Here is a 13,309-nt window from a genome sequence, read left to right on the forward strand (position 1 = left end):
ATGCGGCGAGCCGCTACACTCGCCGCCTGTGATAGGGCCGATACACGGCGTGTCTTGCCGGTCGGTTGAGGGGGAGAGCGTGCGCGAACGGGACTGGGCTGTCGAATTCGATCCGGCGTGCGGTATCGAAGCGTCAGACCAGGGTGAGATCCGGGATGCCCTGCGGAACATTCCGTGCGGTAGTGATCCGTCCCAGCAAGGACACTGGCCGGGCGACCTGCAAGAAGTGCGCGTGCTGCGCCGACTCGCCGGCGGGCGAAGTGGCTCAGAGGTCATCGAGGTCCGGTTGCTGCTAAACGATGGCGACAGCCACCTCCACGTGGCCAAGCTGTCCAACCGCAAGCAAGCGATCAAGGAATACCAAGCCACTGCTTCGGTGACCAAGCCCGAACGCTTCACGATGCATCTGAGCATCGTCGCAGCGAGCAGAGGAGTGCTGGACGCCAGCGAGACGAGCGCCTATGCCCAAGGCCGCCAGGTGGTCGTTTACCAGCATCTGGAGGACCGGCACGGGGCCCGAGGTCAGACCCAGGCCCTAGAAGAAGTCATCGCGCACGGTGTTGCCGACGAGGCGCACATGGAGTCCGCGTGTACATCGCTACGGCAGGTGATGCAGGACTTAGCCTGCCAGTTCCACCGCCCGTTACAGAGCGAGACCCTCTCACTGGCTTCCCTGAACCAGACCCTGGGAACGGACCTGCAGCTGCAATTCGAACGGGTCAAACCTCGGGACGACGAGGATGTTCATCTGGACTTGGGGATCACCGCTCCGAGCCGGGACGAAGTCGAAGCCGAACGATGCACCAGCGACGAGGTACTCCTGAGTTCCTGCTCGCCTCCTGGCACGCGCCGCAAGCTGTCCGCAGGACGCCGGGTGACCCTTGCCATCGACGAGCCGACCCTGCATCACGACAAGGTCACCGGGTGTATCGGCCGCGCCCATGTAGAGGCCGTAGCGCGAGGCAACGCTCTCAAGAAAGACCTCAAGACCGAACTGGGCGGCACTGACCGGCTCCAGGTCAGTGCGAACGTCGTCCACACGCGAGCCGAACTCCGCTCCCACCTGCTGAAGACGGCGCTCGCGGCGTTCGGGCACGTTGAGGAGACCGAGGACGACCTGGCGTGTGACAAGGTGTCCGTCGCCCATCCACTGCGCAGGCTGTACGGCGTCGTGTCCGTGGGTATGGAGCCGCGCGTGGTCAGCGCTGTGCACGGCGACCTCAATCCGCGCAATGTCCTGGTCCGCGACGGTCGCACCTATCTGATCGACTTCGCGGCTGCGCGTCCGGCTGGCCTGACGCTTACGGACTATGCCTGGCTTGAGATCTGTTCCTTGCGTGAGCTCGAGAGTGCGGGGATGACCTGGCGTGACCTGGTCTGTCTTCAGCGACAGCTGGCTGTCTTGAGTAAATTGTCGGTTTCCATCGACGGTGACTGCCTGGACAAGATCCTCGGAGCAGTGGTCGACACCTGCCCGGCTCACCTCGGCAGGTGTCTCGCCCTGCTGTGGGAGATCCGGCACGCTGCTCTGGCTTTGGAGCAACAACACTCCGCACCCGAGGACGCGCAGCGCCATCTCTTCGAGTACCTCACGCTGGCAGCGCTGCGGCCGCTGAAGTTCCCAGAGGAAGAGCAAAGTCCACACCGAGTTGCCGTATGCGCCACGGCGGCCGGGGTGGCAGCCGAGGCGCTCGACGAGGCGCCCTCGGTTCTGTTCGAGACGTGGGAACCTGGCCAGGTCACCGCGTTCATCCAAGCGCTCTTGGACTCCGGGCAGGCCCACCGGCCTGGCGCCATCGACCTGCTGATCAGCGCCCGCGAGGCGAGCTGGGCGGCGGGAGAGAAAGCCACAGAGGCCGACCCACAACTGGTGCAGGCCGTTTTCCACGGTCCGTTGCGCCCCCGTTTGAGCAAGCAACGTGATGAACGGCGGCCTCTGGCCCCGTTCATCACGCTGACCGGACGCGTTCTGCGCCCTGGCGAGCCGCTGATACAGCAGGGTGAGGGCGCACTGGCCATGGGGCCCAGCCCTGCCATGGAACTGCTGTGGGACGCGCGGCGGTGCGTCCTGGTCGGCGACTGTGGTGGCGGTAAGACTGCGACCACCCGGGAGCTGCAGGCCCGGCTGCTGCGAGGTGGCGTGGAACCGCAGCATCATGCCGAGGACAATCTGCCGCTGTGCTGGCCGCTTGAGCTGAGTGCGTTGCGGATCAGTGAGTACCTCCGGACCGGGCGGACTTGCTCCCCAAAGGCCGCCCAGGACGTACCGGCAGCACCGGGGGAGCCGACATCTGTGCAGCTGATACGTAGCTGTGCCGACCTGCAGGATGTCGCTGAGCCCGTGGTGGCGTTGATGCTTCGCCTCGGCGCCGTCCATTTGGTGTTGGACGATCTTCACAAGGTCGACGCCAGTGAGAAGCCGTACGTCCTGGCATGGATCAAGCAGTGCAGTGACGAGTACCCCGCCGCACGGATCACGGTGTGTCAGCGCGCCGGGGACTATCAGCCTGATGTGCTCAGGTGGCCGGCCATTGCCTTGCACAAGGTCAGGGCCCCTCAAGCACGTGAGTACATCGAAGACCGGCTGCGCCAGGACGATCAAGGCACCTGGCGTTCGCGGGTGAAAGTCCTGTATCAAGCGATCTTCGGGGACGCGGAAGCCGGTGGCCTGCGCGATCTCGCGACCAAGCCGCTGTTCCTCAGCATCATGGTCGATCACTACCTGAAGGAACGCACATTCAGCACCACCAATCCCGGCAAGCTCGTAGAGGAGTACACAAGAGGCCTGATCAAGGACGCAGACGACACAGAGATCGAGCGCCGCATGAGGTTGTTGGCGCATCTGGCAGGCGACATGGATGAACTGGGCGCAGCCATCCGCTACGACGATGCCGTGAAATCGCTCGAGCGGCTGAGGCCTCCCAACGCGCTGGAGACACTAGAAGCGCTGCTGCGCACCACTGCCATCGTCACCGATCCGTCCCGCCGGTGGGTCACCTTCGACAACCCCATCATCCACGCCTATTTCGCCGCGACAGTCCTGGCCCAGGACGAAGACGCGGAGAAGGTCGCCGACCGCATCCTGCAGTTCCACTGGCGCGAAGCCGCACAGCTGCTCGTGGCGAATCCGCAGACGCCTGAGAGCACCGTCAGAGACATCCTGCAAACCGCCTTGGATGCCAACCTTGTGTACGGGGCGTGGCTCTTGCAGGCCGCCCCACCGAACAAATTCGGTGATCTTAGAGACCGGCTGCTGACAACCCTCACCACACAGCTGGAGGCCAAGGACAGCGGGCAGCCGGCGTGGCGGCAGGCGGCCTATGGCTTCGCTAAGTACGGCACGCCCCAGGCTCTGCAGGCGTTGAAGGCGACAGCCATGCGGGGCAGCGAAGCCCCTGCTGCAGCAGAAGCGCTGGACGGCCTGGTGATGATGCACCAGTGGTTCGTACCGGAGGCCGAGCAGGTTCTCACTGAAGTACTCAGCTCTCTGCTGGACGCCCAGCCAGACCAGTTGGATGAGGACCTGACCGTACGGGCGGTCCGCTCGATCGCCACAACGGGACTGCATCGACTGGTCGGGTATGTGTGGGACCGGATCCGCGAGGGCACGCCCTGGCCGGTCATGCGCCAGGCATGGAAGGCGCTGGCCCAGATGGAGGTCCGCCCCAGCAGAGCTCTGCAGCAGACGTACGTCGCGGCCTGCATACGAAGACTGCCGCAGACCATGGAAGAACTAGCCGGCAGCGCTGATGCCACCGCCGTCCGTCAACTGCACCTGGAACAGCGGGAGATCCTGACTGTTCTGGCCGGGCACGGACACCTGGCCGCCCTGTTGGAGTACCGCTTCCGGACCGGACTGGCGGACGACGCCACCTGGCACCAGCTGCTCATCACCGCAGCAGAACAGTGCAGCACCGACAGCGGCCTGGCTCACCTGCTACTTCACGAGGACGTCACCCACTGGCGGCAGCTGCTGGAAGGGGATGACGACTCCAAGGCACTACTGGCCTGCCACATGCTGCTGCACCGCGGCGAAACACTGCACGTGGAGCAGGTGCAACAGCTTGCGGCTACCGCTGCCCCTGCACGGCTGCTCGCCCTCGCCGGGTTCGTGCACACACTGAACGGCGACGACATGTCGGCCGTAGATGAAATCGTGCGCTCCTACGCAAGCCGACTGGACGAGGGCTACCTTGAGCCGCTGTCCGCGCTCGTGGGCGCCGTAAGCAATCACGACTTGGAGGCCCGACCGAGAGCAGCACTGCTCGTTGATGACGCCGCCCGAAAGCCGGGCCGCCAACCAAGCCTGTACTGGCCGTGGGCCACCGCGTGGCGCGACAGCGTCCCAGATCGCTCTGAGATCGAGCTGTTCGTACAGGCACCGCATCTGGACGACAGCGAAATCCTCAAGCTGCTCAGCACCACAGACGTCCTGCTGGATGCGCCGCCCTTCGACCCCGTACCCCTCAGCGACGAGCGCCGCGATCGACTCGAGCAGTTACAGCCTGACGATCCCACCAGTTTGGACGCTCACCGCTTCATCATGCTGGCGGCCAGTACGGGTCTGCACCGGTCACTGAGTTTCGTGCGGGACGCCGCACAACAGCCCGCCAACCAAGAACGAAGCAGCACTGTCTTGCACTCGCACCCGCTGCACGGCGTCGTGCCCGTTGTGCCGGCGGCCCACGCCGTGGCCGCGATTGGTTACCTCAGCCTGCTGGCGGCCAAGGAACACTCCTCGGCCGGCCACGTGGCCTTCACAGCGTACAAAGACCTGACACGGATGATCGCCACCCTGGATGGCGCAGACCCCAGCCTCAGGCGAGCGCGCTTGGTGGGCATGGGCTTTCTCGGCGACTGGATGGAAATCCTTGAGAACCTGGAGCCCGAGGACCCGGTCATGCATCATGCCGCCAGAAACATCGTCATGCACTGGGTGCCGGGCCCGTGCTCCCCTCACACGGACGAGAAGAACCACCTCGTCGGCGTGGCCCGTTGGATCAGCGAGAGACTGCGGCACAAAGACATCGCGTCCCCCACACGGGCGGTGCTCGTTCAAATCCGCGACAGCGCCGAGACCCAGCTGAGGCGCTATGTCCGGTAAATTCCCTCAGGTGTTGCCTGCCTCACAGCAGCCCCATCTCCTTCTTGGCCGCTGCGATCACCGCACGCCGAGCAGACGATGCGGCCGCCAGTGCAGCGTCCCGCTCCAGTCCAGCAGGGACGTCGTGCACCTGCTGCTGCTGACGCAACAGCGACTGCCCCGCATCCACCACGCCGTCCGCAGCAAGCAGCCGCATCCGCGTCAGCTGACTACGCATTTCCCTGTACTCGGCCAGCAGCGCCTCCGCGTGCGCGTCCGCACTGGCCGCCTGCGCAGCTATATCGGAATGCCGCCAACTCGCCTCAAGAAAGGCGACAAACGCATCGGTCAGGGCATCTCGTGCCCACCGGTGACGCTCACGTCGGCCACCGACCACCGTTGTGACGACCAGTGTCGCCAAGCTCGTCACTGCCGCGGCCCAAGCCGCCAACCCACTCGCGTCCATAGAACGCTCATTCTCCCTGTGACACGCATCGCGTACGGCAGATCACGGAGAATCACCTTAAATGCGCCCGCGCGCTCTAGCCGGGCCCTACTGCCATCCCAGACCATGGACCGGCACGGCACCCCGCACCGGTCAACCGACGAAGCATCCATGACGCCACCGGCATCGCAGGAGTGACCAGCTATGACGGATTCCGCAGCCACACCGCCTCCGGCGGCCGGCTCAGTCGGCCGAACGGTCGACGACCTTCAGCACGCCATAGCTCAACAGCTCGACCGCAACCCGCTCCTGACTAGCGAGTCCGGCTGGCGCGTCCTGGCCGCGCGTCTGGCCCGGCACCACGGCGCCAGCCTCGCCCAGATCCATGCAAGCGAATCTCCGGCCATCCGGATCCGCGAACTTCTCAGGGTATGCAGCACCCAGCTAGAAGCAGCCGAAGCCCTGGCTGACGCTCTCGACCACGCCACTGGCGATCCGGACATCTCGCTGCCGATGCGCAAGGTCGCCGACTGGCTCACGGCCCGCACTCTGCTCTCCGACGCCGAACTCGAGGAACTCAGCGACCTCTTGACGGACGTTCCCAGCCGCCAGGCCGCGACCGTCGCCCAGGCATGCCTACCGGCACTGTCAGCTGACCTGCCCCAGCACTGCACCGGGACCTGGCCGACCGCCCTGCACCTGTTGCGTCGAAATATGCTCCCCAGTGGCCTGCCCCCCTTGCTGGCCTTCGTTGAATACCTCGCAGCAGCCAGAGAAACCCAGCGAAGCGCATTACAGGCATGGGCGGACAAGCTGGCCGCGCAATGGGACGTCACAGAGGAACTCCGGGAGTGCCGTGCGGCCGCGGCAAGCTTCCAGCTGCCAAAACCCACCCCGGCCCGGGTCATGTTCGTCCTCCTGCCCGACGGGCTGCAGAAGGACTACTACACGCTGCGCATGTGGCACCGCGACGGAGCCCAAGCAACGCCAGCGCTGAGGGACGAAGACACACAGGCTGTCAGCCACAGCGAGCTCGCCCGAACCGTCGCCCAGCGACTACGCCAGTGGGTGCGGGAAACCAAGAACACCACCATGGACAACTGGTCCATCGAGTTCTGGCTTCCCCTGTCGTTGGTCAACGAACCCGTCCTGGAATGGTGCAGGGACGTCGACCCAGCACGCAAGGTGCTGATCCGCAGCCTGGACCGCCTGCAGATCCCCACCATTCAGTCGGCTTGGCGCGCCCGCTGGGAAAGCCTCATGGAAGGCACATCCGAGGAGGAGGGCATCTCGCCCACCGACCAGCGCGCCGCCAGGACACGCCCGGGGCCGAGCGAGCGTGAGCCCGCACCGCTCTCACCCGGGCGGGATCCCGTCATCCTGGACAGCCCACCCAGCGACGGGAAAGGGCGTCGGCAATTCCTCGCGGCACTTCGCAGTGGAGCCCCAGCCATCCTGTGGCACCGCCGGGACTGCTCGCCAGCGTTCCAGAACGCTGCCCTGCAGCTGATCGGCGCAGGACCACTGCACGAATTGCCGGACCGTATCAGCGCGCTGCGCGCCGGACACCGTCCTTCAGCCGCCTCGGACGACGCCGTCAGCGACATCACGCTGCTGTGGGACGACCCGCATCACACACTTCCCACCTTGCACACATTGGTGGCTCCCAGTGAGGCCAGGTCACTGTGACGCCGCCCGCCGCCAGCAGCTGGCTCATCACCAGCACCCCTCAGGACAACCGGACCCAGCTGTTCCACTTACCTGCCAGGCCTTTCCCGCCGCCGCATCTGTTCTCTGAGCCCCCGGACGACTGGCCGCGGCCGGCACCCGTCCCCGCAGTGCCGGCAGCAGCAAGTGCCCTGCGGGCCCTGGAGGCCCTGGATCCCACGCAACAGGCCAGCGCACCCGCGCTTCCCAACGTCCCCGGTGCCAACCCGCACCCGCCAGTGAGACCCCCGGCATGGGATCTGGTCCTCATCATCGACACGGGCGCCTCCATGGCGGCCTGGTACGAGAGCATCAACGCCTTCGTCGAAAGCTCGTACAAACTAGGCCACTTCGCGGACGTGCCAGTAGTCAGCCTCCACAGCCAGGGCTTCGACCCCACACGCGCCATCTTCGATCCCGTCGAGGTGGGCCGCGCCGGCATCGGCGATCGAGGGCGGAAAAAGATCATCCTCGTCATCACTGACGCAGTGGGCCCAGCCTGGGAGCGCCAACCCCTTAAGCGACAGCTTGCAAGCTGGGCCCGCACACACCCCCTGGCCGTCCTCCACGTGCAGCCACACCCCCACTGGGACCGATCAGCCCTGAGCACCCGGGCACTCAACCTCCGCTCTACGGAACTCGGGGGACCGAACACCACCTTCGAAACCCAGGTCCCGGACGTCGAAGCCCTCCTGCCGGCAGAGCCGCTGCCCGACAAGTGCGTCGTCATCCCGGTCATGGAAATGAGTAAACGCTGGATCGAACAGTGGTGCCGCCTGCTCACCTCCAGCAAGTGGGTGCGCCAGCAAGCCATAGTGCTCCCCCAAGCTGCTGAAGCTCAGCCGCCGGACCACACAGAGCCTCTTCCTGGAGCAGCGCCCGCAGCCTCCGCTGCTCGAGTTCCTCGGCCCCGGCAAGAGGCGGATCCCCCGAGCGCGGAAGAACTCGTGGTGGAGTTCTTGGAGAAGGCCCTCACCGATACTGCCCACCTGACCGTGCTCCTGGCCGCCGCACCGCTCAACCGGCACATCATGCAGCTCGTCGCAACTCACCTCATGCCCCACACGGGCCCGGAACACCTCGCCGAAATTCTCAGCAGCGGCCTTATCCAGGTCGTCGGGACGACCGACCCCGGCAGCGCACCCTACGACCGGATCGTGTTCGACTTCCTGCCAGGCATCCGCAAGCAACTCCTCGCCCGCCAACGTGACGGCCGCAGGGACTGCTTCGAGGTAGCCCAAGTCATCGACAGGTATCTGGCACCAGCAATCCCTGCCGTAGAGGGGCTCGGCGAACGCATCCGGCAACTCTCGCCACCGGACTCAGTGAACATCACCGAAGAGAACCTGCCGTACCTGGAAGTAGAAAGAGACATCTTCCAGGCGCGCATCCCGCGAGCACGTGCCGATGCAGTCCATCGGATGAGTAACAACATCGACGACTTCAAACAGCAGGTCCGAAGTGTGAACTAAGAGGTCTGAGCTTCTTTTCCCTGCGCAAGGTGGTCACGTGCGATGCGTCCGCCGCGGTGCCGCAGCGTTGGGGCACAGGCCCTGCGCGGACAGCAGCACCATCTGCGCACGCTGGAACAGGCCGAGCCCCGCGAGGGCGACGAATCCGCCCGCGACGAGCTCACCCGCCGTGCCGGGCCGTACGTCCAGCCGACGTCGACGCCTGGCTGGCCCGCGCCCTGGCCGCGCGGGCAGCGCCATCAGCGGCCCTCGAACCGGCGCAGCCCGACCCGCCGGGACAGCCAGACCAGCACCTCGAAGAGCACCAGTACCACCGGCAGGGCCCACGCGGCGATGTCGATCCCGCTGTAGTCCGTCTCGGCCAGCTCCGGCGCCGTCCAGCCGTGCGGGTCGACGAGCACGTCCTCCGTCTGCCCGACTTCCATCGGCCCGTCGCAGGAGTCGTTGCCCAGCTCGGCGTGCTTGAGCGGCTTGCCGTCCACCCGCCCCAGAAGGCAGGTGTACTCCGGCCCGTGCTTGCCCTGGTACGTCTTCACCGAGGTAACCCGCACCTCCACCCGCTGCCCGTCGTGCGCCATCACCTCCGCCTGCAGCACCGGCCCCGGCCCGGACAGCGCGGCGATCCCCACGATCACCCCGCCGACGATCAACCACCCGTTCGGCGCTGCGATGATCATCAGCGAGAGAGTCGCGATCAGCGCGAAGGTCCCGAGGACCAGTCCGAGCCCGCTCCAGTCCGGATTGGCGGCCAGCAACGACAGCCCGACGATCACCGGCGGACCGAAAAACGCCATCGTGGTGAGGTGGCGGACCTGCCGGGACGAGGTGGCGGTGGCTATTCGAGGCACGGCGTCAGTGTGACGAACGGGGTCGTCAGGTTGAAGAGCGGGGTGCGTTGCCGCAGTCGTCGCTCTCGATGAGCATCTGACGCCTCGCGTCGGTCTTCCCTGGTGTGCTAGGTGAGTTCGGCGTCGGCGAGTGACGACAACGCCGCAGATGGGCGTGCCAGCCCCTGCATCTGCGCCAAGGTCCGTCGGACAGGCCGTAACGGGACAGGCGCGTGCCGGCCGCTCCACGAGGTCACACATCCTTGCCCGCCAGAGTCGAATAGGGGATAGGCAGGGGCCGTCACGGGCGTGAGAGGCACAGCGTGGCGTCCCCGATTCCGTCGTGTCGCTCGTGCGGGGGCCGGGTACGGCTTTTGGCAGCGTTGCAGACTCTCGGGGATTCTTGGCGGGCTCGGGGCGGAAAGTCAGGCGCCGACGATCTGACCAGCGTTTCCAGGCCGACCGTGGCGGCCTGGTTGCGGCTGGGGTTATTCGGTGGCCACGGTTGTCTGCTGGTCACAGCGTTTTCTGCCCTTTCGTTTAGGGCTCACCTTTGGCTGAAACCGGCCAAAAAGGCATGCGCCCTGTGTGGTCGGCGTGCTTGTATGCCGCCAACGCGACGGGGGTAGCGCCGAGTTGACCGCTGGAACCCCTGTCGGCTGCTTCAACACAGGGGGTACAGGTTGAAAATCAGAGCTCTGCTCGCCACGGGGGCCGTGGCGATGGGACTGTTGGGAACAGCCGCTCCGTCGGCCCTGGCCGACCAGTCCGGTACCGGACAGCTGCGGGTCACCATCGGCCCGGCCCGGTCCCAGGTGAACGGACTCGCTGCCGGTCCGGCGTCCAATGCCACCTGCACGATCAACAAGATCACGATCAACCGGTACAGCGAGTGTGAGTGGGTCACTATCCACGTCGACGTCATCAAGGTCATCGACGGGAAGCCCGAAATCGAAGGCACCGTTGACTTCGACGTCAAGCACCAGATGACCCTCAAGGTGAACTCCGCGAATTGGTCGGAGCAGTTCACCGTCTCCAAGGCGCGGACCACCCGTGCGGGCTCGGGCGTGGCCGTCGACATCGGTGCTGCGTCCGGTGGCGGGACGAAGGCCACGGTGCATTTCCCGCAGGGTCACATCCTCAGCAGCGGCGCGGCGAGCGGCAGCGTCGACTACAAGACCGGGGCGATCCCCAAGGGCCATGTCAACGGCAAGGCGAAAACGCACTACACGTACACCTTCACCAAGCCCGGCTACACCCCTGGCAGCGTCTCCTACGACTCGGTCGTCTATCGGTGCGACAACTACTACGGCAGCAGTCGGGCCAGCCGGTCCGGGTGCGCTATTCCGGAAGTGCCCACCGCGGTCAGCATGGTCGGCATTCCCTACATCGACGACGGGATCCGCAGGCTGCGGTCCAGCGGCGGCCACTACGGTGACCCCTACGGCGGCCAGCCCCTGCACTGGATGATCAACCCCACGCAGGAGGACAACAACCGCAAGGCGGTCTGCCCGACCAAGGCCCCGCCGGACATGCAGCGCGCCGGCCGCACCTCGTGCGACGAGTACCCGTTCGCCTCGACCAAGGAAGGCGGCACCCACCTGCCCGCCAACCAGCGGGAGATCACCTGGGTGCACATCCAGGAGAACCGGAGCCAGGGCGGCCGCATCACCGCCTGGCGCGGCAAGATGCACGTCATGGACGGCGACCCGTTCTACGTCATCGTCTGAGCGCCGCTAGACTCCCCGCCAGTCAGGGTGCCCCCTTGTCCCGCCTCTGTGCCAGGGCAAGGGGGCACCCTTCTCCGCTGAAGGAGGCTTGCCTCATGCTGGTCCGTGAAGCGACGTTCACCGTCGATGTGGGAGAAAACGGCTACCTCATCGGATTCGACGACGACTACGACTGGCCCAAGGAGATGCCGTTCGGCTGGCGGTGCGGCCCGGCCACCGACAGCAACGCCATCGTGATGCCCACCACCGACACCGGCCCCGTGCATATGATCATCCAGGTCCACGACGGCCCGCCGGCACCCGAGTACGGCAACGACTGGGAGCCGCCGGAAGAAATCAGCCTGCGCGCCGACTACCCCGACCTGTGCCTCGCCGTCATCAGGAGCGAGTTCTGGGATGCCTGGCCAGAAGGCGAACCCCCGCTCGAGGTGCCGCCCTCCGACGAGGGCGAACAGTGGGTACGGATGCGCCTGTACTGCCACGCCGACGACCCCGAACCGGGCATCGGGGACCACGGCGAACGCCACCTTGTCCAGCTCTGGCGCGCTCCCCAGACGCCCGGCATGCACCCGGAGATCACAGACGCCGACCGGCAGGCCCGGACCGAGTACGCCGCGCAAATGAACGTACCGGTGGACGAGTACACCACGACCTACCCCCTCACCTACACCCCCGATGACCAACCAGACTGACCTCCTTGGCCGTGCCGTAGTCGCCTCGTCGGACACCGTGATCGCAACTGCCGCGGCGCAAGGCGCGATACCCGATCGACGAAGATGCTCACGGCCCAGGGCCCTGAACTGCGCTGCCCTTCAAGGACCGGCAGGGCCAACCGTCGTGCGCAGCGCCGGGCGGTGGCGGTCACAGTCGACGCCAAAACGAACAGGCGTGGGGCGCATGGGCACGCCGCGCTGTCTCAGCGTGCCCGGCGCACACCCGTGCGCCCATGCTGGGCGGTAGGAGGGCGTCTTGGTGGGGGAGCATGTGCGCAGTTGTCGCTCGTCCGTGAAGGGGTAGTTATGAGTTTCATCCGCCGCGCGGTGCCACCGGTGCTGTTCTCGTTCATGGTGCTGACAGGTTGTTCATCCGCCTCGCACTCCGGGGCGGATACATCGGGGAAGGGCGGAGCGTCGTCGGCAGGGTCGCCGGGCAGTGCCGTATCAGCAGGTACGACGAAGATCCCGGTGGGTGCGGGGCCGCAGACGACGTACACGGTGCAACAGCAGCCGCCCGCGGGTAGCTGCCACTACCGGTACGAGAAGGGCGAGCCTCTGGAGGACCCGGCGTGCACGCCGGGTGCGACCTCACCGGCGGTCACGCAGGCGAACTTGCCCACGACGATCTGTCGGAAGGGCGGCTACACCAAGAACATCAGGCCGCCGGAGGCGATCACGCGGAAGGAGAAGGCGGCGAACGCCGCCTCGTACGGCTACAAGGGCAGCCTCAAGGATTCTGAGTACGACCACCTCCTATCCCTGCAGCTCGGGGGTGACCCGAACGACGCCCGCAACCTGTGGGTCGAGCCGGCCGATCCGGGTCACAGGCCAGGAAGCGGCATCAACAACAAGAAGGACCCCGTGGAGACGAAGCTGCACACGGCCGTCTGCTCCGGGAAGGTCTCCCTTGCCGCCGCGCAGAACGCCATCGTCACCGACTGGACCACAGCTCTCAGCAGGCTCGGCATCAACTGAGGTGCCGCATCCTATGCTTCACGAACAGCAGCTCCGCTGCTGGTGTGCCATCGTGGTGGCTCGCTGGGTCCGCCGCTTTCCCCCGTAGCGGCGGGCTCAGTTCTCGTCTTGACTGTCCCCTCTCGCTGCGAACGGCACGCCGAACGGCCCGCGTTGCCGGGGGTGGGCGGACCATGCACGCGCACGGCGCGCTCATGGCCTCCGAGAAGACCGCAAGGCCTGGAATCCACCGGCGGTCGCGGCGGCACCGGCCGCCGGCTCAGTACCCAGGCGAATTCGCCCTACAGTTCGATCACCGATCAACAGTGCCGTACTCACTGCTAGTCCTATCGCCTGCGTGGCGGAGAGCCATGC

At 66.1% G+C, this 13,309-nt stretch carries 8 protein-coding genes; 6 read left to right on the forward strand and 2 right to left on the reverse strand.

What is annotated here, in order from left to right:
• The first annotated feature begins 79 nt into the window (after positions 1 to 79).
• Positions 80 to 5,104 carry a hypothetical protein gene (locus ACWCQS_RS21320; RefSeq protein ID WP_451005863.1) on the forward strand — a complete coding sequence of 1,675 codons (5,025 nt, stop codon included), beginning with the start codon at positions 80 to 82 and terminating at the stop codon, positions 5,102 to 5,104.
• 22 nt (positions 5,105 to 5,126) lie between these two features.
• On the opposite strand, the gene ACWCQS_RS21325 is transcribed toward ACWCQS_RS21320, so the two are convergent.
• Positions 5,127 to 5,504, reverse strand: coding sequence for a hypothetical protein (locus ACWCQS_RS21325; RefSeq protein ID WP_451005864.1), 378 nt, complete (start codon positions 5,502 to 5,504; stop codon positions 5,127 to 5,129).
• 228 nt (positions 5,505 to 5,732) lie between these two features.
• Here ACWCQS_RS21325 and ACWCQS_RS21330 point away from each other — a divergent pair, with 228 nt between their 5' ends.
• Together ACWCQS_RS21330 and ACWCQS_RS21335 are read left to right on the forward strand one after the other, a co-directional pair.
• Positions 5,733 to 7,217, forward strand: coding sequence for a VMAP-C domain-containing protein (locus tag ACWCQS_RS21330; RefSeq protein ID WP_451005865.1), 1,485 nt, complete (start codon positions 5,733 to 5,735; stop codon positions 7,215 to 7,217).
• A 149-nt stretch (positions 7,218 to 7,366) separates the two neighbouring features.
• Positions 7,367 to 8,707 (forward strand): SAV_2336 N-terminal domain-related protein, encoded by a 1,341-nt coding sequence (locus ACWCQS_RS21335; protein WP_451005866.1) that lies wholly within the window; start codon positions 7,367 to 7,369, stop codon positions 8,705 to 8,707.
• Between the two features lie 239 nt (positions 8,708 to 8,946).
• On the opposite strand, the gene ACWCQS_RS21340 is transcribed toward ACWCQS_RS21335, so the two are convergent.
• Positions 8,947 to 9,555, reverse strand: a complete 609-nt coding sequence (locus ACWCQS_RS21340; RefSeq protein WP_451005867.1) for a hypothetical protein — start codon at positions 9,553 to 9,555, stop codon at positions 8,947 to 8,949.
• A gap of 662 nt (positions 9,556 to 10,217) precedes the next feature.
• Here ACWCQS_RS21340 and ACWCQS_RS21345 point away from each other — a divergent pair.
• The 3 genes from ACWCQS_RS21345 (at position 10,218) to ACWCQS_RS21355 (ending at position 12,955) form a co-directional block, all read left to right on the forward strand.
• Complete coding sequence (locus tag ACWCQS_RS21345; protein WP_451005868.1) at positions 10,218 to 11,264, forward strand: NucA/NucB deoxyribonuclease domain-containing protein; 1,047 nt, start codon at positions 10,218 to 10,220, stop codon at positions 11,262 to 11,264.
• A 95-nt stretch (positions 11,265 to 11,359) separates the two neighbouring features.
• Positions 11,360 to 11,956 (forward strand): hypothetical protein, encoded by a 597-nt coding sequence (locus ACWCQS_RS21350; protein ID WP_451005869.1) that lies wholly within the window; start codon positions 11,360 to 11,362, stop codon positions 11,954 to 11,956.
• A gap of 492 nt (positions 11,957 to 12,448) precedes the next feature.
• Positions 12,449 to 12,955 carry a hypothetical protein gene (locus ACWCQS_RS21355; RefSeq protein ID WP_451005870.1) on the forward strand — a complete coding sequence of 169 codons (507 nt, stop codon included), beginning with the start codon at positions 12,449 to 12,451 and terminating at the stop codon, positions 12,953 to 12,955.
• Positions 12,956 to 13,309 lie beyond the last annotated feature (354 nt).

The organism is Streptomyces sp. NPDC002076 (genome assembly GCF_053593835.1).

Excerpts from the sequence above, each read along its gene's own strand:
- ACWCQS_RS21330 (WP_451005865.1), top strand. The coding sequence starts at position 5,733 with ATGACGGATTCCGCAGCCACACCGCCTCCGGCGGCCGGCTCAGTCGGC.
- ACWCQS_RS21350 (WP_451005869.1), top strand. The coding sequence starts at position 11,360 with ATGCTGGTCCGTGAAGCGACGTTCACCGTCGATGTGGGAGAAAACGGC.